The sequence below is a fragment of the Pseudomonas sp. WC2 genome (assembly GCF_050586545.1).
GTDB lineage: Bacteria > Pseudomonadota > Gammaproteobacteria > Pseudomonadales > Pseudomonadaceae > Aquipseudomonas.
Genome location: NZ_JBOBDR010000022.1, coordinates 74,506 through 93,416 on the forward strand (window position 1 = coordinate 74,506; position 18,911 = coordinate 93,416).

Sequence of the window (18,911 nt, forward strand, 5' to 3'; positions counted from 1 at the left end):
TAAATCCGTGGTATTTGGGGTTTTTTTCATGCAAGCGTATCAGCGCGATTTCATTCGTTTTGCCATCGATCGCGGCGTTTTGCGCTTCGGTGAGTTCACCCTGAAGTCCGGGCGCACCAGTCCCTACTTCTTCAACGCCGGCCTGTTCAACTCGGGCTCGGCCTTGGCGCAGCTGGGGCGTTTCTACGCCGCAGCCATCGCCGAAAGCGGCATTCCTTTCGACGTTCTGTTCGGCCCGGCCTACAAAGGCATCCCGTTGGCGGCGACTACCGCCGTCGCGCTGGCTGAGCACCACAACCGTGACTTGCCATGGTGTTTCAACCGTAAAGAAGCCAAGGCTCACGGCGAAGGCGGCAGTCTGGTTGGCGCGCCGTTGACTGGCGAAGTGCTGATCATCGACGACGTGATCACCGCGGGCACCGCGATCCGCGAAGTGATGCAGATCATCGCCTCGCAGGACGGCGCCAAAGCCGCCGGCGTGCTGATCGCCCTGAACCGTCAGGAGCGTGGCAACGGTGAGTTGTCGGCGATTCAGGAAGTCGAGCGCGATTTCGGCATCCCGGTGATCAGCATTGTTTCGCTGAATCAGGTGCTGGAATTCCTCGCTGACGATCCGCTGCTCAAACAACACCTGCCAGCCGTTGAAGCGTATCGCGCCCAATTCGGCGTTTGATGGCTTTGTGACAAACCTGGGGGAGCAACCTCGCTACCACTGGGATTGCGCTGCAAAAAAAGACCCCGTTCAGTCAGGCTGAACGGGGTCTTTTTTATTTTTGACTAGTTGGCAGCCTGGCCCGGGTACGGATCTGCCGCCGCATCGCCCTGACCGCTCAAGATATTCCAGCCATTGAGCACATGAGTGCTGGGTTGGTAATCGGGGCACGGTGGCAGCGAGGTTTTCGACTGGTTCGAGTATTCGCGCCCACAGTCTGCACACTCATAGGTGCCTGCCGAAACGTCACTGCCGTAAGGTACGTGGTCTTTTTGCATGGGGAAGATCTCCTGTGGATTCAGCGGAGATCCTATGGGGATTGGTGCTTTCGCGATGTCGGACGCTTCGTTGATGAGCGTCGGACGTTTCTCTCGTGCACAAAAAAGATCGCAGACTTCGTCAGCTCCTACAGCGAATTCATACAACTGAAATTCCGTAGGCGCTGCCGCAGACTGCGATCTTTTACGCTTCAGCGATCAGGGACGTTTGCGATTGCTGATCAGCGTGCCCACACCCGTATCGGTGAAGATTTCCAGAAGGATCGCATTCGGCACGCGACCGTCGATGATCAACGAACTGCCCACGCCGCCCTGCACCGCTTCCAGTGCGCAGCGGATTTTCGGCAGCATGCCGCCGTAGATGGTGCCGTCGGCGATCAAATCGTCGACTTGCTGCGTGCTCAGACCGGTCAACACCGTGCCCGACTTGTCCATCAGGCCGGCGATGTTGGTCAGCAACATCAGCTTCTCGGCTTTCAGCGCTTCGGCCACTTTCCCGGCCACCAGGTCAGCGTTGATGTTGTACGACTCACCGTTGGCGCCGACGCCGATCGGCGCGATCACCGGGATGAAATCACCTTTGACCAGCAGGTTGAGCAAGTCGGTGTTGATCCCGATGACTTCGCCAACGTGGCCGATGTCGATGATTTCCGGCTGGGTCATCTCCGGCGTCTGGCGGGTGACGGTGAGTTTCTTCGCACGAATCAGCTCGGCGTCTTTGCCGGTCAGGCCGATGGCGCTGCCGCCGTGGCGGTTGATCAGGTTGACGATGCTTTTGTTGACCTGACCGCCCAAGACCATTTCCACGACGTCCATGGTCGCTGCGTCAGTGACGCGCATGCCATCGACGAAGTGGCTTTCGATCGACAGGCGCTTGAGCAGATCACCGATCTGCGGGCCGCCACCGTGCACGACCACCGGGTTGATGCCGACGGCTTTCATCAGCACGATGTCGCGGGCGAAGCCGGTTTTCAGCTCCTCGCTTTCCATCGCGTTGCCGCCGTATTTGATCACCAGGGTCTTGCCGACATAACGTCGGATGTAAGGCAGCGCTTCGGACAGGACCTTGGCAGTGTTGGCGGCGGCATCGCGTTCGAGGGTCATTCAGGGCTCCGGGTGGATCAGAACGGTAGTTGGAGATCAGGTGCAACACGTTTCAACTGGGCGTGGAACACGTCCTTGATGCGCTGCAATTCAGCCTCGTCATCGGCCTCGAAGCGCAGCACCAGCACCGGTGTGGTGTTGGACGCGCGCACCAGGCCCCAGCCTTTGGCGTAATCGACACGCACGCCGTCGATGGTGGTCAGGTCAGCGCCTGCGCCCCATTGAGCGTCGTGCAGTGCATCAATGATGCTGAATTTGCTCTCTTCGGTCACATGGATATTGATTTCCGGCGTAGAAATATCGTTCGGGAAGGTCGCGAACAGCTCTTCCGCGGTGGATTTTTCCTTGCTGAGGATTTCCAGCAGCCGTGCGGCGCTGTAGATACCGTCGTCAAAACCGAACCAGCGCTCCTTGAAGAAGATGTGCCCGCTCATTTCACCGGCCAATAGCGCGCCGGATTGTTTCATTTTCTTTTTGATCAACGAATGACCAGTCTTCCACATTAGCGGTCGACCACCGTATTCCTTGATCAGCGGCACCAGGCGACGGGTACATTTGACGTCGAAGATGATTTCCGCGTCCGGGTTGCGCGCCACTACGTCACGGGCAAACAGCATCAACAGGCGATCCGGGTAGACGATGCTGCCGGTGTTGGTCACCACGCCGACACGGTCGCCGTCGCCGTCGAAAGCCAGGCCGATGTCGGCGTTGGTTTCCTTGACCTTGGCGATCAGGTCGACGAGGTTTTCAGGCTTGCCCGGGTCCGGGTGGTGGTTCGGAAAGTTGCCGTCGACTTCGCAGAACAGCGGGATGACTTCGCAGTTCAGCGCTTCGATCAATTGCGGGGCGATCACGCCGGCCGCGCCATTGCCGCAGTCGACTACGACTTTCATGCGCCGCGCCAGTTTGATGTCCTGGACGATTTCGGTGTTGTAGCGGTCGAGGATTTCGACCTGGGTGACGCTGCCATTGCCGCTGCTCAAGTTGTTGGTCTTGAGGCGCTCGTGCAGGGCCTGGATTTGTTCGTTGGCGAGGGTGTCGCCGGCGATGACGATCTTGAAGCCGTTGTAATTCGACGGGTTGTGGCTGCCGGTAAGCATCACCCCGGACTTGCCGGCCAGGACGTTCGCGGCGTAGTACAGCGCCGGCGTTGGCACCAGGCCTACATCGCTGACGTGGCAGCCGCTCTCGGCGATACCACGAATCAGTTCTGCAACCAGCTCAGGGCCGGACAAGCGACCGTCGCGCCCGACGGACACGTTCGGCTCGCCTTCAGCGAGGCTCTGCGAACCGATGGCGCGGCCGATCCAGTAAGCGGTTTCGGCATTGAGGAATTCTGGCACGGTGCCGCGAATGTCATAGGCGCGGAAAATGCTGTCGGGCAGCTTCGGGGCGATCTTGGCGGGGGTGCTCATCTACGGAAATGCTCCATCTCGAAAGTGGCGGGACAGACCGACGAATCGTTCGACGGCAGGCTCAAACTGAAGGGTATGACGGCGTTTTCCACAGAGAGTTCGTGGTGTGAAAGGGCCATGACGCCTTGGCTGGCGTGGCGTTCGGCCGGCAAAACCTTGATTTTCAGTATTAAAACCTGCTGTCGATGTTGCGCATTTTTTGTGGGGTTACTTCGTGCCGGTATGCCCGAAACCGCCGGTCCCGCGCTCGGTTTCGACGAACTCTTCAACCATTTCGAAGTGCGCCTGCACCACCGGTACCAGGACCAATTGCGCCAGACGTTCGCCGACGGTCATGGTGAAATCGGACTGGCCACGGTTCCAGCACGACACCATCAGCGGGCCCTGGTAATCGGAGTCGATCAGGCCGACCAGGTTGCCCAGCACGATGCCGTGCTTATGGCCCATGCCCGAGCGCGGCAGGATCAGCGCGGCGAGGTTCGGGTCGCCGATGTAAACCGACAGACCGGTGGGGATCAGCACGGTTTCACCCGGTTTGATCACGATGTCCTGATCCAGCATGGCGCGCAGGTCGAGGCCGGCGGAGCCCGGGGTGGCGTATTGCGGCAGCGGGAATTCAGTACCGATGCGTGGGTCGAGGATCTTGGCTTGCAAAGCGTGCATGTAAATTAAACCTGGTTCAGACGTTCGGCGATAAAAGTGACCAGTTGGCGAGCGATCTTGCTCTTGCTGGTCTGGGCGAAAACCGTGGCGTGCAGCGCACGGTCAATCACGCTGCAGGCGTTTTCTTCGCTGTTGAAACCGATGCTCGGGTTGGCGACGTCGTTGGCGACGATCAAATCGAGATTCTTGTCCTTCAGCTTGCGTGCAGCGTAGTCGAGCAGGTGTTCGGTCTCGGCGGCAAAGCCGACACTGAACGGACGGTCGGGACGGGTTGCGATGGTGGCCAGGATGTCCGGGTTACGCACCATTTGCAGGACGAAGCCGTCACCGCTCGTAGGATCTTTCTTGAGTTTTTGCGGGGCAACGACTTCCGGGCGGTAGTCCGCGACCGCTGCCGAGGAAATGAACACGTCGCACGGAATCGCGGCTTCGCAGGCCGCGAGCATGTCGCGGGCGCTGACCACGTCGATACGCGTGACGCGATCCGGCGTCGGCAGATGCACCGGGCCGCTGATCAGCGTGACCCGAGCGCCGGCTTCAACCGCTGCTTCGGCGAGGGCAAACCCCATTTTGCCGGAGCTGTGGTTGGTGATGTAGCGCACCGGATCGATGTTTTCTTGCGTCGGGCCGGCGGTAATCACGACGTGTTTGCCGGTCAGTGCCTGACGCTGAAAGCAGTCCGCTGCGCATTGCGCCAGTTCGGTGGCTTCCATCATCCGGCCCATACCGACGTCGCCGCAGGCCTGGCTGCCGGAGGCCGGGCCGAAAGTCTTCAGGCCACGGCTCTCTAGCAGTTGCAGGTTGGCCTGAGTCGCCGGGTCGCGCCACATCGCCTGATTCATGGCCGGCGCGACAGCCACGACGGCGTCAGTGGCAAGCACCAGTGTGGTCAGCAAATCGTTGGCAATGCCTTGCGCCAGACGGGCGAGCAGGTCGGCGGTGGCCGGGGCGATCAGCACCAGATCGGCCCATTTCGCCAGCTCGATATGGCCCATCGCGGCTTCTGCGGCCGGGTCGAGCAAGTCGAGGTGTACAGGGTGGCCGGACAGGGCCTGCATGGTCAGCGGGGTGATGAACTCGGCGCCGCCATGGGTCATGACCACGCGCACTTCAGCGCCCTGGTCGATCAGGCGACGAACCAGATCTGCGCTCTTGTAGGCCGCGATGCCGCCGCCGACGCCCAGAACGATGCGTTTCCGATACAGCCGCTGCATAGGTCTGCCTTTCATTTCGTGGGTGACATACGTGGCGAACCCCCCTCCCCAGAGTGAATTCGCCCGCAAAAAAGATGGGCTAAGATATCACAGCGACCGCTACGGAACAGCGGCGCCCACAGACAGGGAATGTGTATGAGTATTCGCGATTGGCCTGCGGCGGAACGCCCGCGGGAAAGGTTATTGGAACATGGGGCAGCGAGCCTTTCGGACGCTGAGTTATTGGCGATTTTTCTGCGTACCGGGTTGCCCGGATTAAGTGCTGTGGATCTGGCGCGCAACCTGTTGACTCAATTTGGCAGCCTGCGTTTGCTGCTTGAGGCCGATCAGGACGCATTCAGCAAACAATTGGGTCTCGGGCCGGCGAAGTTTGCGCAACTGCAAGCGGCTCAGGAAATGAACAGGCGGCATCTGGCTGAGAAATCACGGCAGAAACCGGCGCTGGAAAACCCTCAGGTTGTTCGCGACTATCTGAAATCGATGCTGCGTCACGAGCCGCATGAGGTGTTTGGTTGCCTGTTTCTCGACTCCAAACATCAAGTCCTGAATTTCGAGATACTTTTCCGTGGCTCGATCGACAACACCAGCGTGCATCCCCGCGAGGTCGTGAAGCGATGTTTGGCCAATAACGCGGCGGCGTTGATCCTGTGCCACAACCACCCGTCGGGGAACACTGACCCCAGTCAGGCTGATCGATTGCTGACCAAGCGTCTGCAGAAGGCGCTGGAGTTGATTGATGTGCGTGTGCTGGATCACTTCATCGTCGGTGACGGCGAGCCGCTGTCGATGGCGGAGTGTGGCTGGATGTGAAAAAGCAGCGACAAGCGTCGAGCTACAAGCGGCAAGCTAGAGCCATGCGCGGAGGGCTCTAGCTTGAGGCTTGCCGCTTACGGCTTGACGCTGGTTTTGGAGTAGTCCTGCCGCCCAAACGGGCTCACGGAGTAACCCTGCACATCTTTACGCGTCAATGCGTAAGCCGTCGGGTGCGCCAGCGGCAACCACAACGCCTGCTGCTGAATCTGCGTCTGTGCCTGCTCGTACAGCTTGGTGCGCACGCCTTGCTCGCTGGTGGTCTTGCCGGCGCTGATCAGCTTGTCCAGATCAGCGTTGCAGTAACGCGCGAAGTTAGTGCCCGACTTGACCGCCGCGCAGGAAAATTGCGGCGTGAGGAAGTTATCCGGGTCGCCGTTATCGCCGGCCCAGCCCATGAACAGCAGATCATGCTCGCCGGCCTTGGCGCGACGAATCAGCTCGCCCCACTCGATCACGCGGATTTCTGCCTGAATGCCGATTTCCGCCAGATCTGACTGCAGCATCTGTGCACCCAGGCTCGGGTTCGGATTCAGCAAGCTGCCGGAAGGACGCGTCCAGATAGTGGTCTGGAAACCGTCCTTCAACCCGGCCTTGGCCAGCAACGCCTTAGCTTTGGCGACATCGTGCGGGTAGCCCGGCAGGTTCTTCGCGTAGCTCCAGGTGATCGGCGGGTAAGGGCCGTTGGCCGCTTCGGCGGTGTCCTCAAACACAGCTTTGATGTAGTTGGCCTTGTCGAAGGCGAGGTTGATCGCCTGGCGCACTTCCGGCTTGTCCAGCGGCGGATGCTGGCTGTTGATGCCGACGAAAGCGGTCATGAACGCGTCAGTCTTTTCGACTTTCAACGTCGGTTCTTTCAGCGCGGCCTGTACGTCGAGTGGTTTCGGCGACAGGGCGATCTGACATTCGTTACGTCGCAGCTTTTGCAGGCGTACGTTGGCGTCCGGGGTGATGGCGAAGATCAACGGATCGACCGCAGGCTTGCCGCCGAAGTAATCCGGGTTGGCCTTGTAGCGGATCGCGGCGTCTTTCTGGAAACGGGTGAACACGAACGGGCCGGTGCCGATTGGCTGGCTGTTGAGCTTGTCGGTCGCGCCGGCCTTCATCAGTTTGTCAGCGTATTCGGCAGAATAGATCGAAGCGAAGCCCATGCTCAGGGTTGCCAGGAAGGTCGAATCCGGATGATCAAGGGTGAAGCGCACGGTCAGCGGATCAAGTGCGTCGATCTTCTTGATCAGCGCCGGCAACTGCATCGACTGTGCGTGCGGGAAGCCGCTCTGGGCGACTTTGTGCCACGGGTTGGCCGGGTCGAGCATGCGGTCGAAGCTGAATTTGACGTCTTCGGCGGTCAGCTCGCGGGTCGGCTTGAAGTATTCGGTCGTGTGAAACTTCACCTGCGGGTGCAGCTTGAACACATACGCCAGGCCATCGGTGCTGACTTCCCAGCTGTCGGCCAGGCTCGGGACGACTTTGCCGCTGGCGGTGTCGAAGTCCACCAGTCGGTTCATCAGCACGTCGGCTGAAGCGTTGGTGGTGGTCAGCGAGTTGTATTGCACCACGTCGAACCCTTCCGGGCTGGCCTCGGTGCAGACGCTCAGCGCGGCGGCCTGGGCCAGTGGGCTCAGCAGGAGCGGGGCGAGCAACAGGGGTAGGGCAGCGAGGCGCATGGTCGGTTTCCTTTTACAGATCGAAGGCCCATCTGCAAGTGCAGTCTGGAAAAGGCCTACCCTAGAGGGCTGGATTACAAATGACTATCCCCTTTTTGCATTTTAAGGGCACAGTGATGGCAGTTTTTCAGACCGCGGTGCCGCGCAAAAAGTCTGCAACCGTCGTAGAAGTGATTTTCTGCGACGAGTGGTAAAAGTCTGTGCCAGCCTTTATCCAAGGCGTTCGCAGGCTGGAAAAACGCCTTTTTGTGGATTGATTGCACACGGAAAGTTGTTGCACCTCAGTCTTTCTGGTATAAAGCAGCGCTCTTTTCTAGGGGCCCGGTTCCTTCACTGTAGGTGTAGCCGGTAAGACCTCTAAAGAAACGCGGCGCCTGGCGCCAAATGACTGAGAGATTAAGCGGCCAACCCATGCCGGGTTGGGCATGTGGTTTTAGAGGGCTGAGGCATGTCGAGAGTATGTCAAGTTACCGGTAAGGGTCCGGTGACTGGGAATAACATTTCCCACGCAAACAACAAAACCCGTCGTCGTTTCCTGCCGAACCTGCAGCATCACCGCTTCTGGGTTGAAGAAGAGAAACGTTTTGTGCGTCTGCGCGTATCTGCCAAAGGCATGCGTATCATCGACAAGCGTGGCATCACTGTCGTGCTCGCCGAACTTCGCCGCGATGGCAAGATTTAAGGGAGCTAATCATGCGTGAATTGATTCGTTTGATCTCGAGCGCCGGTACTGGTCACTTCTACACTACCGACAAGAACAAGCGTACTACCCCGGACAAAATCGAGATCAAGAAATATGATCCGGTTGTTCGCAAGCACGTGATGTACAAGGAAGGCAAAATCAAGTAATTGATTTTTCCTGACTTACGAAAAAGGCCCGTATCTCACGATACGGGCCTTTTTTGTTGCCTGAAAAAAACCGTCCCGGCAGCGCTTAACTGGCGGTTAGCCAAAATAGATCGAGATGATCCTGTCATCGGCGTTGACGTTCAGGTTGATGCGTTCAGCGCGTGCGTCATAGGTCCCCACATAGTTGCCCCATGGGCGGGTAGGACGTCCGGTGGTGTCTTCTACTTGCTGGCGCAAGGCTTCGGAGTATTGCGCACCGATGACCGAGTTGATCAGGTCGAGTACTTGGGCATCAGTGTAGGTCGTGGTATTGGGCATGCTGCATTCCTTGCGGCAAATAGATCCAGCGCTTAGAAAAAAGCAATTCGGGTGATGTTGTGAGCGTTGTCCAGGAACAGATTGATACGGTCGGAACGCATATCAAGGGTCATCTCGCTGTCTTGGGTCAGGGCGCGAACCGGGCGTCGGGTGATGTTTTCGATCAACTGCTGGAGTTTTTCGGAATAGGTCAGGCCGATGATGGGGCTCAACAGATCGAGTATTTGTGCATTGGTGTAAGTCGTGGCGTTGGGCATGCTGCATTCCTTGCGGCAAAGTGGTTATCAAGGCACCTCGTGAATCGAGATGCCGATTGATAATCCGCCGACCAGAACTGCGGGGTGCGGTAAATAGTTATACGGTCTCAGTCTTTTTGTTCGAAGATCACATAGATCTTGCGGCAAGCCTCAAGCACTTCCCAAGTGCCACGAAACCCCGCCGGAATCACAAACCGGTCGCCCACACGCAACGTCTTGGCATTGCCATCGCTGTCCCGCAGCACCGAAACGCCCTGCAAAATCTCGCAGTATTCATGCTCGGTGTAGTTCACCGTCCACTGCCCGACCGCACCTTCCCACACGCCGACGCCCATCTGCCCACAAGGGCTGTCGTATTGATGGAACACGGCCTGTTCAGGATCACCCTTGAGCACTTTGGCCGGATCCGGGCGATAGCGTTCGGCTTCGCTGCTGGTCAGGCTGATGTCGACGACGTTCTGGATGTTCATTGTTGTTATCCCCCGTGAATACGGCGCGATTGGCTGGAAAGGGCCAAAGTCTATGTTGATTAAAATCAACACCGCAAGGCCGTATGGCCACCTTATGTCAAATATATTGAAACAAACCCGGTGCCTGGTTTAGGGTGGCGGGTGCCTCTGGCCGAAAAAACGGCTGGCCGTGCAGAATTCCTGAGGACGCTGGCGAAGATCGCGCGGCGCTCGTATTCAACAAGAGGAGGACACTTCAATGACCACCCTGACTCGTGCCGACTGGGAACAACGCGCCCGCGACCTGAAGATCGAAGGCCGCGCCTACCTCAATGGCGAATACACCGACGCCGTCTCCGGCGAGACCTTTGAGTGCATCAGCCCGGTCGATGGCCGTCTGCTCGGCAAGATTGCCAGCTGTGACGCCGCCGACGCCCAGCGCGCCGTGGAAAATGCCCGCGCTACCTTCAATTCCGGCGTGTGGTCGCGTCTGGCGCCGACCAAACGCAAAGCCACCATGATTCGTTTCGCCGGCCTGCTGAAACAGCACGCTGAAGAACTGGCCCTGCTCGAAACCCTCGACATGGGCAAGCCGATCAGCGATTCGCTGTACATCGACGTTCCTGGCGCTGCGCAAGCGTTGAGCTGGAGCGGTGAAGCGATCGACAAGATCTACGATGAAGTGGCAGCGACGCCGCACGATCAACTCGGTCTGGTAACCCGCGAGCCAGTCGGTGTGGTCGGCGCCATCGTGCCGTGGAACTTCCCGCTGATGATGGCCTGCTGGAAACTCGGTCCGGCGCTGTCGACCGGTAACTCGGTAATCCTCAAGCCGTCGGAAAAATCCCCGCTGACTGCTATTCGCATCGCTGCGCTGGCCGTTGAGGCCGGTATTCCGAAGGGCGTGCTCAACGTACTGCCGGGCTACGGTCACACCGTCGGCAAGGCGCTCGCCCTGCACAACGATGTCGACACACTGGTGTTCACCGGTTCGACCAAGATCGCCAAGCAACTGATGATCTACTCTGGCGAATCGAACATGAAACGCGTCTGGCTGGAAGCCGGTGGCAAGAGCCCGAACATCGTTTTTGCCGATGCGCCGGATCTGCAAGCTGCCGCTGAATCCGCCGCCAGCGCCATCGCCTTCAACCAGGGCGAAGTCTGCACCGCCGGTTCGCGTCTGCTGGTCGAGCGCTCGATCAAGGACACATTCCTGCCAATGGTGATCGAGGCGCTGAAAACCTGGAAACCGGGCAATCCGCTGGATCCGGCGACCAACGTCGGTGCGCTGGTCGATACCCAGCAGATGAACACTGTGCTGTCGTACATCGAATCCGGTCATACCGATGGCGCCAAACTGGTCGCCGGCGGCAAGCGCATTCTTCAGGAAACCGGTGGCACTTACGTTGAGCCAACGATTTTCGACGGTGTGAGCAACGCGATGAAGATCGCTCAGGAAGAGATCTTCGGCCCGGTGCTCTCGGTCATCGCTTTCGATACTGCCGAAGAAGCCATCCAGATCGCCAACGACACGCCGTACGGCCTGGCCGCCGCAGTGTGGACCCAGGATATCTCCAAGGCGCACCTGACCGCCAAGGCCCTGCGTGCCGGCAGCGTGTGGGTCAATCAGTATGACGGCGGCGACATGACCGCACCGTTCGGCGGCTTCAAACAGTCGGGTAACGGCCGCGATAAATCGCTACACGCGTTCGACAAGTACACCGAGCTGAAGGCGACGTGGATCAAGCTGTAAGCCGTTAAGGGAGCCTGACTCAATCAGGCTCCCGAACCATACAGAGATCCCCTGTGGGAGCGAGCTTGCTCGCGAAAGCGGTGTATCAGTCAGCCCATGTGCTGAATGTGAAACCGCTTTCGCGAGCAGGCTCGCTCCCACAGTGGTTTTGTGGTGCACATAATAATTATCCACAGGAGCGTGGACCATGCGTTGGGCGACGTATTTCGCCGTGTTGGCGTCTGTCTTGAGTGTGGGTCTGGCCCTGGGAGTCAGCATGCCGCTGGTTTCCTTGCGCCTGGAGAGCTGGGGTTACGGCTCTTTCGCCATTGGTGTGATGGCGGCGATGCCAGCGATTGGCGTATTGCTGGGCGCGAAGATTTCCAGTCACTTGGCCGCGCGCTTCGGCACGGCCAACCTGATGCGCTTGTGCCTGTGGGCGGGGGCGCTGTCGATCGGTTTGCTGGCGCTGTTGCCGAGCTACCCGATCTGGCTGGTGCTGCGCCTGATGATCGGGGTGATCCTGACCATCGTGTTCATCCTCGGCGAGAGCTGGATCAATCAACTGGTGGTCGAGCATTGGCGCGGGCGACTGGTGGCGCTGTATGGCAGCAGTTATGCGCTGAGCCAACTGTCGGGGCCGTTACTGCTGGGCGCGCTGGGCACCGAGCATGATTACGGTTTCTGGGTCGGCGTCGGCCTGTTGCTGGTCTCGCCCTTGCTGTTGCTCGGTCGCAGCGGTGCGCCGAGCAGTGAAGCGAGCAGCGTGACGTTCCGCGACCTGTGGGGCTTCGCTCGCGAGCTGCCGGCGATTGCCTGGGCGGTCTCATTGTTCGCCGCGTTCGAGGCGATGATCCTGACGTTGCTGCCGGTGTATTGCCTGCAACAGGGTTTCACCGCTGAAATCGCCTTGGCGATGGTCAGCACCGTGGTGGTCGGCGATGCGCTGCTGCAATTGCCGATTGGTGCGTTGGCTGATTACCTGTCGCGGCGCACATTGTTCGCCGGGTGCGCGGTGGTGTTGATGCTCTCAAGTCTGGCAATTCCGCTATTGCTCGATACGCTGCTGATCTGGCCGGTTTGGGTGCTGTTCGGTGCCAGTGCCGGCGGGCTGTTTACCCTGTCGCTGATTTTGATTGGCGAACGTTATCGCGACGATGCGCTGGTGCGGGCGAATGCGCATATTGCGCAGCTCTGGGGCGTGGGTTGTCTGATCGGACCGTTGGCGGCGGGGGCGGGGAGCCAGTGGATCAACGGGCATGCGTTGCCGTTATTGATGGCGATCGGGGCGTTTGGGTTGGTTCTGCTGCTTTTGCGTCAGGGTGCGTTTGGCCCAGTGACCGAGCCTGCGTAGATCAAAAGATCGCAGCCTTCGGCAGCTCCTGCTGTTGAAATGCATTCCACCTGCAGGAGCTGCCGAAGGCTGCGATCTTTTGCTTTTTAAAGCATGCGTTCCAGGCCGACGCTGGTGCTGAACCACGCATTAAACCGTCGCCACCAACTCCCCGGCTCCTTGGTCAGCGTATGCATCTGGCCATTGTCTTCAGTGACCCAGACAATCTGGCCATCCTGCAACTTCGCCTGATAACTCAACGCTGGCGCCATACCCTGCAAGGCCAGCTCACGCACATGCTCGGCCAGCTCCGGGCTGTCGACCAACACCCCGACCTCGGTGTTCCACAGCACCGAACGCGGATCAAAGTTGAACGAGCCGATGAACGATTTCTGCCGATCAAAGATCATCGCCTTGCTGTGCAAACTTGAATCCGAGCCGCGAAACGACTTGCTGTAGAACACATGCGGCCCGCTGCCACCACCGTCCCCAGGCTGGCGCCGCAGTTCGTAGAGTTTCACCCCGTGCTCCAGCAGCGCCTTGCGGTACGGCGCATATCCGCCATGCACCGCCGGCACATCAGTGGCCTCCAGCGAGTTGGTCAGCAGGCTCACCGAAACCCCGGCATCGGCGCGCCCGGTCAAATACACCAACCCTGGCTGGCCCGGCACGAAGTACGCCGAGATCATGATCAACTCTTTACTCACGCCACGTAGCTCCGGCGCCAGTTGCGTGGTCAGCAGCAACTGCGGATCCGGCTCATCCTTGGCCAACACTTTGCTCGGCGCATCCCACAGCGCCTGATTCCACGCCCAGATCAGCTCTTTGCGCCAGATGTCCATGCGCGGCTCGGTGGTGAAAGTCATCAACTGCTGATACAGCGCGTGATTCTGTTTGCGGGTTTCTTCCAGGGATTCTTCCAGCCGCGTGCGGGTATTTTGCAGATCCTTGGCGGTCGGTTTGCTTGAGAGGAATTCGTCGATCGGCTTGCTCAGCGCACTGTTCCAGTACTGGTCGAAACTGTGCCCGAGCTGTTCGGCGACCGGTCCCATGCTGAGCATGTCGATGTCGGTGAAATTCAGGTTCGGCTCGGCGTCGAAATACTCGTCGCCCAGATTGCGCCCGCCGACGATGGCCGCGCTGTTGTCCGCCAGCCACAGTTTGTTGTGCATGCGACGGTGTTGCAGCGACAGGTTGAACAGGCGTCCGGCCGCGCGCGTGACGCCGGTGCTGCGGCCCAGATGCAACGGGTTGAACAGGCGAATCTGGATCTGCGGATGCGCTGCCAGCGTGGCGATGATCTGGTCGAGGCCGTCGCTGGTGGTGTCGTCGAGCAAGATGCGCACACGCACGCCGCGGTCGGCGGCCTTGAGCAATTCGTCCACCAGCATCCGCGTGCTGATGCCGTCGTGAACGATGTAGTACTGCAAATCGAGGCTCACCTGCGCATGACGGATCAACTCGGCGCGGGCGGTGAAGGATTCGGTGCTGTTGGAGAGCAGACGGAAACCGGAGCGGCCCTGATAGGGCGCCGCTTGGGCCTGGATCGAGCGGCCAAAACTGGAGTTGGACGCCGGCAAGGCCTCGCTCGGCTCGCGCGGCACATCAAGGCTGGCGCAGCCGCTGAGGAACGAGGTGAATAACAGCAAAGCGAGTAGGGGCTGTCTGAAGCTCACGTAGGATCGTTCCGGTTGGCGGCTGAGGTCGGCATATGGACGCTGGTCTCTGGAAAAAGGTCAGTCGGCTTCGGCGAGCAGTTGAATGGCCGTCGCACCGACCTTGCGCACGGCTTCTTCGATCTGCGCTGTCGGTTTCGCAGCGTAGTTCATCCGCAGGCAATTGCGGTATTTGCCCGAGGCGGAAAAGATACTGCCGACGGCAATCTGTACGCCCTGATCGTGCAAGGCACGATTCAGTTTCAGCGTGTCGAAACCTTCCGGCAATTCCACCCACAGCATAAAGCTGCCCTGCGGACGGCTGGCGCGAGTGCCGGCGGGGAAATAGCGGGTCACCCAGTCGATCATCAAGTCGCGATTGCGCTGGTATTGCGTGCGCATCCGCCGCAAATGTGGCTCGAAGTGGCCGGATTTTAGAAATTCGGCGATGGCGATTTGCGGCTGCGGTGCTGTCGATCCGGTGCTGATGTATTTCATGTGCAGCACCCGTTCCAGATAGCGTCCCGGTGCGACCCAGCCAATCCGCAGCCCCGGTGCCAGGGTCTTGGAAAACGAACTGCAGAGCAGCACGCGGCCGTCTTCATCGAAGGACTTGATCGTGCGCGGACGCGGGTAGGTGTAGGCCAGTTCGCCATACACATCGTCCTCGATGATCGCCACGTCGAAGCGCTGCGCGAGGTTGAGCAGGGCGCGTTTGCGCGACTCCGGCATGACGTAGCCGAGCGGGTTGTTGCAGTTGGGCGTGAGCTGGATGACCTTGATCGGCCATTGCTCCAGCGCCAGTTCCAGCGCTTCGAGGCTGATGCCGGTGAGTGGGTCGGTGGGGATTTCCAGGGCTTTCATGCCGAGGCCTTTGAGGGTCTGCATGGCGCCGTGAAAGCTCGGCGAATCCACTGCGACGATGTCGCCCGGTTCGCAGATCGCATGAATACTGGTCGACAGCGCTTCATGACAACCGGTGGTCACCACCAGATCGCTGGGGCTCAACTGGCAGCCGGAATCGAGCATCAACCGGGCGATCTGTTCGCGCAGCTCGAGGGTGCCGTGGATGTTGTCGTAATACAGACCGGGCATGTCCTGGCGGCGGCTGATGCGGGCCAGCCCACGCAGCAGCGGTTTCATCGTTGGCGAGCTGATGTCGGGCATGCCGCGCCCCAGTTGCACGACATCCTTGCGCGGCACTGCGCGAATCAATTCCAGCACCTGATCCCACTGCGAAATTTCCACCGGCCGTTGCGCCGGACGGCCAACGGCGGGCAACTCCGGCAGCTCGCGCCCGACCGGGACAAAATAGCCGGACTTGGGTTTCGGCGTGGCCAGGCCGCTGTCCTCGAGCATGCGATAGGCCTGCTGCACCGTGCTCAGGCTGACCCCGTGTTCGACGCTCAACGCTCGCACTGACGGCAGGCGGTCGCCGGGCCGATAGAAACCTTGTTCGATGCGCGTGCCGAGCAACTCGGCGAGGTTCACGTATAGGGTCATGGCACTGCCTCGGTGCAGGTGATGGGTCAAACCAGTACAGATGCTGCAGAAATCGACAATTCAGTGTTCAAAGCGGCGAATCTGTATGGCGTTAATACAGTTGCTTTGAATCTGTAACGGTTTTGTTCGCCCGCGCATCATGGAATCTCTGGCTACCCAAGTAAACAGGAGCGACAAAAATGAACGGCTTGAGCGATGTGCGGCTGACGTTACACAGTCAGGAACTGGCGGCAGGGCAGAAGGATCGTGCGCGCAATGAGAACCTGCGTAATGCACCGTCCAGCCTGAGCCGCTGGGGTCTGATGTGGCATCGCCTGCACACGCGCAAGGCGTTGCTGGCGCTAACGGCGGATCAGCTCAAGGACATCGGGCTGACCCGTGAGCAAGCGCAGGAGGAGGGGTTGAAGCCGTTCTGGCGGATCTGAGATCTGTATTGTTCTTGCGGGCCATTTCGCGAGCAGGCTCGCTCCCACATTGATCTTCAGTGGATACAAACTTCCCATCCACCGCAGATCTCCTGTGGGAGCGAGCCTGCTCGCGAAGGCGTCGTCAGATACGATGCAAATACATCAGACCAACTCTTTCAGCCGATGCCACAGCATCCCCAACGCCAACAACGGCGAGCGCAAATGCTTGCCGCCCGGGAAGGTGATGTGCGGCACCTTGGCAAACAGATCGAACCCGCCGCTGTGCTGCCCGCTGATCGCCTCGGCCAGCAACTTGCCCGCCAGGTGTGTGGCGTTCACCCCGTGGCCTGAATAGGCCTGGGCGTAATACACGTTTGCCTGATCATTGAGCCGGCCAATCTGCGGCAAGCGGTTGGCGCCGATGCCGATCATCCCGCCCCATTGATAATCAATCGTCACCCCCGCCAGTTGCGGGAACACTTCAAGCATCTTCGGCTGCATATACGCGGCGATGTCTTTCGGGTCGCGCCCCGAATAATGGCAGGCACCGCCGAACAGTAGACGTCGATCCGCCGAGAGTCGGTAGTAATCCAGCGCCACGCGTTGGTCGCAGACCGCCATGTTCTGCGGTAGCAGGTTGTGCGCCTGCTCTTCGCTCAACGGCTCCGTAGCGATGATGTAGCTGCCGGCGGGCAGGACTTTGCCGCTGAGCTGCGGATTCAGATCATTGAGGTAAGCGTTGCAGCCGAGCACCAGCGTCTTGGCGCGCACCGAACCCTGGGCCGTATGCACTTTGACTTCGGGACCATAGTCGATGCGGGTGACGGCAGAGTGTTCAAACAGTTTGACGCCCAGTTGCTGCGCCGCTGCCGCTTCGCCCAGGGCCAGATTGAGCGGATGCAAATGCCCTGAACCCATGTCGACCAAGCCACCGACGTAGCGCTTGGAACCGACCACGGTGTGCATCTCGTTGGCTTGCAACAGTCGGGTTTCGTAGCGATAACCGAGGTCGCGCAACTCTTCGGCGTCTTCAGCAAAACCTTCGAGGTCGGCAGGTTTGTTGGCGAGGTCGCAGTAGCCCCAGGTCAGGTCGCAGGCAATCTGAAAACGCTCGACGCGCTGGCGGACAATTTCCACCGCTTCCAGGCCCATCAGTTTCATCGCGCGCACGCCATCGCTGCCGACGACATTGGCGAACTGATCGAGACCGTGACCGACCCCGCGAATCAACTGTCCGCCATTACGTCCGCTGGCACCCCAGCCGATCTTGTGCGCTTCGAGCAACACCACGCTGAGGCCGCGCTCGGCCAGTTCCAGCGCCGTGTTCAACCCGGAAAAGCCGCCGCCAACCACGCAGACGTCCGCCACCACCTCACCTTGCTGCGACGGGTGATCCGGTTGCGGCAGGCTGCTGGCGGCGTAGTAAGAGGCAACGTGGGGTTGGCTCGCGGGGGAGTTGGCGCGGGCGTTCATGGGCATGATCCTGAGGCGGGGGGTGTCGAGAAAATTTGACGGAGCATAAGCCGCACGCCCGAACGGGGGCAACACTGGTCGGCCTGCGGTGTCTGGATCACGGCTTTTGCGGCACAATTGTCGCCTATTCCGCGTTGGTCACCGCTTCGATGAGCTGCAACAGCCAGAAAATCCGCAACTTGCGTCAGCAGATCCCCTCGTTCGAGTGCGTTCCCGGCTGCCACGATTGCTGCGGCCCTGTGACCACCTCGCCGGAAGAAATGGCCCGCCTGCCGCGCAAGACCCGCGCCGAGCAGGATGCGGCGATGGAAGAGCTGAACTGTGTGCACCTGGGGCCGAATGGCTGCACGGTGTATGAAGAGCGGCCGTTGATTTGCCGGTTGTTTGGCACGACCAAAACCTTGCCTTGCCCGAATGAGCGGCGGCCGGTGGAGCTGATTCATCCGCGGGTGGAGAAGCAGATTTTCGAATACATGGCGGCGCATCGGCAGGTGTTGGTTTAGTCGTAGCGTTTCATGATCGTTCCCACGCAGAGCGTGGGAACGATCATCAATGGAGCACCACCGATCTTCAATCCGGAATAGGTAAGTTCAAACTCTCTTTCACCTCTTCCATCACGATATAGCTCTTCGACTCCCGCACATGCGGCAGCTTCAGCAGAATGTCGCCCAGCAGCTTGCGGTACGAGGCCATCTCGGAAATCCGCGCCTTCACCAGATAGTCGAAATCCCCTGACACCAAATGGCATTCCAGCACGTGCGGCAACTTCAACACCGCCCGGCGGAACTCCTCGAACGTGTCGCCGGATTTGTAGTCGAGGCTGATCTCGACAAACACCAGCAAGCTACCCTTCAAGTGCTGCGGATTCAGGCGGGCGTTGTAGCCCATGATGATGCCTTCGCGCTCCAGACGCCGCACGCGCTCGGTGCACGGCGTGGTCGAGAGCCCGACCTTTTCGCCCAGTTCAGTAAAGGAAATCCGCCCGTCCGCCTGCAGGATCCGCAAGATGTTGCGGTCGATCTTGTCCAGCTCACGTTTGGTCTGAGTGTTGGTACGCATAGGGGATGCGCCT

20 protein-coding genes and 1 pseudogene are annotated in these 18,911 nt (G+C 59.7%); 8 read left to right on the forward strand and 13 right to left on the reverse strand.

Annotation, left to right across the window (positions count from 1 at the left end; translation table 11 throughout):
• Positions 1-28 precede the first annotated feature (28 nt).
• Positions 29-673, forward strand: a complete 645-nt coding sequence (pyrE, locus tag ACQ4OE_RS23225) for an orotate phosphoribosyltransferase (RefSeq protein ID WP_122594512.1) — start codon at positions 29-31, stop codon at positions 671-673.
• 104 nt (positions 674-777) lie between these two features.
• On the opposite strand, the gene ACQ4OE_RS23230 is transcribed toward pyrE, so the two are convergent.
• The 5 genes and pseudogenes from ACQ4OE_RS23230 to coaBC all read right to left on the reverse strand — a co-directional run bounded on the left by ACQ4OE_RS23230 (position 778) and on the right by coaBC (position 5,386).
• Positions 778-990 carry a hypothetical protein gene (locus ACQ4OE_RS23230; RefSeq protein WP_430948048.1) on the reverse strand — a complete coding sequence of 71 codons (213 nt, stop codon included), beginning with the start codon at positions 988-990 and terminating at the stop codon, positions 778-780.
• Positions 991-1,188: 198 nt separating this feature from the next.
• Positions 1,189-2,094, reverse strand: coding sequence for an acetylglutamate kinase (gene argB, locus ACQ4OE_RS23235; protein ID WP_064389560.1), 906 nt, complete (start codon positions 2,092-2,094; stop codon positions 1,189-1,191).
• 17 nt (positions 2,095-2,111) lie between these two features.
• Positions 2,112-3,488, reverse strand: a pseudogene (locus ACQ4OE_RS23240) (phosphomannomutase/phosphoglucomutase); the annotation flags it as partial.
• 228 nt (positions 3,489-3,716) lie between these two features.
• Positions 3,717-4,172, reverse strand: a complete 456-nt coding sequence (gene dut / locus ACQ4OE_RS23245; RefSeq protein ID WP_122594515.1) for a dUTP diphosphatase — start codon at positions 4,170-4,172, stop codon at positions 3,717-3,719.
• A gap of 5 nt (positions 4,173-4,177) precedes the next feature.
• Positions 4,178-5,386, reverse strand: a complete 1,209-nt coding sequence (coaBC, locus tag ACQ4OE_RS23250) for a bifunctional phosphopantothenoylcysteine decarboxylase/phosphopantothenate--cysteine ligase CoaBC (RefSeq protein WP_430948049.1) — start codon at positions 5,384-5,386, stop codon at positions 4,178-4,180.
• 135 nt (positions 5,387-5,521) lie between these two features.
• On the opposite strand from coaBC, the gene radC reads away from it, so the two are divergent.
• A complete protein-coding gene (gene radC, locus ACQ4OE_RS23255; RefSeq protein ID WP_122594517.1) occupies positions 5,522-6,196 on the forward strand; it encodes a RadC family protein in 675 nt (224 codons plus the stop codon).
• A gap of 77 nt (positions 6,197-6,273) precedes the next feature.
• Here the strand turns inward: radC and ACQ4OE_RS23260 are convergent, their stop codons facing one another.
• Positions 6,274-7,863 carry an ABC transporter substrate-binding protein gene (locus tag ACQ4OE_RS23260; RefSeq protein WP_430948050.1) on the reverse strand — a complete coding sequence of 530 codons (1,590 nt, stop codon included), beginning with the start codon at positions 7,861-7,863 and terminating at the stop codon, positions 6,274-6,276.
• A 448-nt stretch (positions 7,864-8,311) separates the two neighbouring features.
• Between ACQ4OE_RS23260 and rpmB the strand changes: the two genes are divergently transcribed.
• A complete protein-coding gene (rpmB, locus tag ACQ4OE_RS23265) occupies positions 8,312-8,545 on the forward strand; it encodes a 50S ribosomal protein L28 (RefSeq protein WP_007920377.1) in 234 nt (77 codons plus the stop codon).
• An 11-nt stretch (positions 8,546-8,556) separates the two neighbouring features.
• Complete coding sequence (gene rpmG / locus ACQ4OE_RS23270) at positions 8,557-8,712, forward strand: 50S ribosomal protein L33 (RefSeq protein WP_016772554.1); 156 nt, start codon at positions 8,557-8,559, stop codon at positions 8,710-8,712.
• A 96-nt stretch (positions 8,713-8,808) separates the two neighbouring features.
• On the opposite strand, the gene ACQ4OE_RS23275 is transcribed toward rpmG, so the two are convergent.
• The 3 genes from ACQ4OE_RS23275 to ACQ4OE_RS23285 form a co-directional block, all read right to left on the reverse strand.
• A complete protein-coding gene (locus ACQ4OE_RS23275) occupies positions 8,809-9,030 on the reverse strand; it encodes a hypothetical protein (RefSeq protein WP_430948051.1) in 222 nt (73 codons plus the stop codon).
• A 32-nt stretch (positions 9,031-9,062) separates the two neighbouring features.
• The gene (locus ACQ4OE_RS23280) at positions 9,063-9,287 is read right to left on the reverse strand and encodes a hypothetical protein (RefSeq protein ID WP_430948052.1); all 225 of its coding nucleotides are present in this window, start codon (positions 9,285-9,287) and stop codon (positions 9,063-9,065) included.
• Between the two features lie 107 nt (positions 9,288-9,394).
• The gene (locus ACQ4OE_RS23285; protein WP_430948053.1) at positions 9,395-9,757 is read right to left on the reverse strand and encodes a cupin domain-containing protein; all 363 of its coding nucleotides are present in this window, start codon (positions 9,755-9,757) and stop codon (positions 9,395-9,397) included.
• Positions 9,758-9,995: 238 nt separating this feature from the next.
• Between ACQ4OE_RS23285 and ACQ4OE_RS23290 the strand changes: the two genes are divergently transcribed.
• On the forward strand, positions 9,996-11,489 hold the full coding sequence (locus tag ACQ4OE_RS23290) for an aldehyde dehydrogenase (protein ID WP_016985821.1): 1,494 nt from the start codon (positions 9,996-9,998) through the stop codon (positions 11,487-11,489).
• A 187-nt stretch (positions 11,490-11,676) separates the two neighbouring features.
• On the forward strand, positions 11,677-12,822 hold the full coding sequence (locus ACQ4OE_RS23295; protein ID WP_122594519.1) for an MFS transporter: 1,146 nt from the start codon (positions 11,677-11,679) through the stop codon (positions 12,820-12,822).
• 86 nt (positions 12,823-12,908) lie between these two features.
• On the opposite strand, the gene ACQ4OE_RS23300 is transcribed toward ACQ4OE_RS23295, so the two are convergent.
• Both ACQ4OE_RS23300 and ACQ4OE_RS23305 read right to left on the reverse strand, forming a co-directional pair.
• Positions 12,909-14,477 (reverse strand): phospholipase D family protein, encoded by a 1,569-nt coding sequence (locus tag ACQ4OE_RS23300; RefSeq protein ID WP_430948054.1) that lies wholly within the window; start codon positions 14,475-14,477, stop codon positions 12,909-12,911.
• A 60-nt stretch (positions 14,478-14,537) separates the two neighbouring features.
• Positions 14,538-15,959 carry a PLP-dependent aminotransferase family protein gene (locus ACQ4OE_RS23305; RefSeq protein WP_430948055.1) on the reverse strand — a complete coding sequence of 474 codons (1,422 nt, stop codon included), beginning with the start codon at positions 15,957-15,959 and terminating at the stop codon, positions 14,538-14,540.
• 179 nt (positions 15,960-16,138) lie between these two features.
• Here ACQ4OE_RS23305 and ACQ4OE_RS23310 point away from each other — a divergent pair, with 179 nt between their 5' ends.
• Positions 16,139-16,384 carry a DUF1127 domain-containing protein gene (locus ACQ4OE_RS23310; protein ID WP_430948056.1) on the forward strand — a complete coding sequence of 82 codons (246 nt, stop codon included), beginning with the start codon at positions 16,139-16,141 and terminating at the stop codon, positions 16,382-16,384.
• A gap of 144 nt (positions 16,385-16,528) precedes the next feature.
• Here the strand turns inward: ACQ4OE_RS23310 and ACQ4OE_RS23315 are convergent, their stop codons facing one another.
• A complete protein-coding gene (locus tag ACQ4OE_RS23315; protein WP_430948057.1) occupies positions 16,529-17,839 on the reverse strand; it encodes an NAD(P)/FAD-dependent oxidoreductase in 1,311 nt (436 codons plus the stop codon).
• 149 nt (positions 17,840-17,988) lie between these two features.
• Here ACQ4OE_RS23315 and ACQ4OE_RS23320 point away from each other — a divergent pair, with 149 nt between their 5' ends.
• Positions 17,989-18,342, forward strand: coding sequence for a YkgJ family cysteine cluster protein (locus tag ACQ4OE_RS23320; protein ID WP_430948062.1), 354 nt, complete (start codon positions 17,989-17,991; stop codon positions 18,340-18,342).
• A gap of 67 nt (positions 18,343-18,409) precedes the next feature.
• Here ACQ4OE_RS23320 and ACQ4OE_RS23325 read toward each other — a convergent pair whose 3' ends face one another.
• Positions 18,410-18,898 (reverse strand): Lrp/AsnC ligand binding domain-containing protein, encoded by a 489-nt coding sequence (locus tag ACQ4OE_RS23325; protein ID WP_003206849.1) that lies wholly within the window; start codon positions 18,896-18,898, stop codon positions 18,410-18,412.
• Between the last annotated feature and the right edge of the window lie 13 nt (positions 18,899-18,911).

Excerpts from the sequence above, each read along its gene's own strand:
- pyrE (WP_122594512.1), top strand. The coding sequence starts at position 29 with ATGCAAGCGTATCAGCGCGATTTCATTCGTTTTGCCATCGATCGCGGC.
- ACQ4OE_RS23230 (WP_430948048.1), bottom strand. The coding sequence starts at position 990 with ATGCAAAAAGACCACGTACCTTACGGCAGTGACGTTTCGGCAGGCACC.
- argB (WP_064389560.1), bottom strand. The coding sequence starts at position 2,094 with ATGACCCTCGAACGCGATGCCGCCGCCAACACTGCCAAGGTCCTGTCC.
- dut (WP_122594515.1), bottom strand. The coding sequence starts at position 4,172 with ATGCACGCTTTGCAAGCCAAGATCCTCGACCCACGCATCGGTACTGAA.
- coaBC (WP_430948049.1), bottom strand. The coding sequence starts at position 5,386 with ATGCAGCGGCTGTATCGGAAACGCATCGTTCTGGGCGTCGGCGGCGGC.
- radC (WP_122594517.1), top strand. The coding sequence starts at position 5,522 with ATGAGTATTCGCGATTGGCCTGCGGCGGAACGCCCGCGGGAAAGGTTA.
- ACQ4OE_RS23260 (WP_430948050.1), bottom strand. The coding sequence starts at position 7,863 with ATGCGCCTCGCTGCCCTACCCCTGTTGCTCGCCCCGCTCCTGCTGAGC.
- rpmB (WP_007920377.1), top strand. The coding sequence starts at position 8,312 with ATGTCGAGAGTATGTCAAGTTACCGGTAAGGGTCCGGTGACTGGGAAT.
- rpmG (WP_016772554.1), top strand. The coding sequence starts at position 8,557 with ATGCGTGAATTGATTCGTTTGATCTCGAGCGCCGGTACTGGTCACTTC.
- ACQ4OE_RS23275 (WP_430948051.1), bottom strand. The coding sequence starts at position 9,030 with ATGCCCAATACCACGACCTACACTGATGCCCAAGTACTCGACCTGATC.
- ACQ4OE_RS23280 (WP_430948052.1), bottom strand. The coding sequence starts at position 9,287 with ATGCCCAACGCCACGACTTACACCAATGCACAAATACTCGATCTGTTG.
- ACQ4OE_RS23285 (WP_430948053.1), bottom strand. The coding sequence starts at position 9,757 with ATGAACATCCAGAACGTCGTCGACATCAGCCTGACCAGCAGCGAAGCC.
- ACQ4OE_RS23290 (WP_016985821.1), top strand. The coding sequence starts at position 9,996 with ATGACCACCCTGACTCGTGCCGACTGGGAACAACGCGCCCGCGACCTG.
- ACQ4OE_RS23295 (WP_122594519.1), top strand. The coding sequence starts at position 11,677 with ATGCGTTGGGCGACGTATTTCGCCGTGTTGGCGTCTGTCTTGAGTGTG.
- ACQ4OE_RS23305 (WP_430948055.1), bottom strand. The coding sequence starts at position 15,959 with ATGACCCTATACGTGAACCTCGCCGAGTTGCTCGGCACGCGCATCGAA.
- ACQ4OE_RS23310 (WP_430948056.1), top strand. The coding sequence starts at position 16,139 with ATGAACGGCTTGAGCGATGTGCGGCTGACGTTACACAGTCAGGAACTG.
- ACQ4OE_RS23315 (WP_430948057.1), bottom strand. The coding sequence starts at position 17,839 with ATGAACGCCCGCGCCAACTCCCCCGCGAGCCAACCCCACGTTGCCTCT.
- ACQ4OE_RS23320 (WP_430948062.1), top strand. The coding sequence starts at position 17,989 with ATGAGCTGCAACAGCCAGAAAATCCGCAACTTGCGTCAGCAGATCCCC.
- ACQ4OE_RS23325 (WP_003206849.1), bottom strand. The coding sequence starts at position 18,898 with ATGCGTACCAACACTCAGACCAAACGTGAGCTGGACAAGATCGACCGC.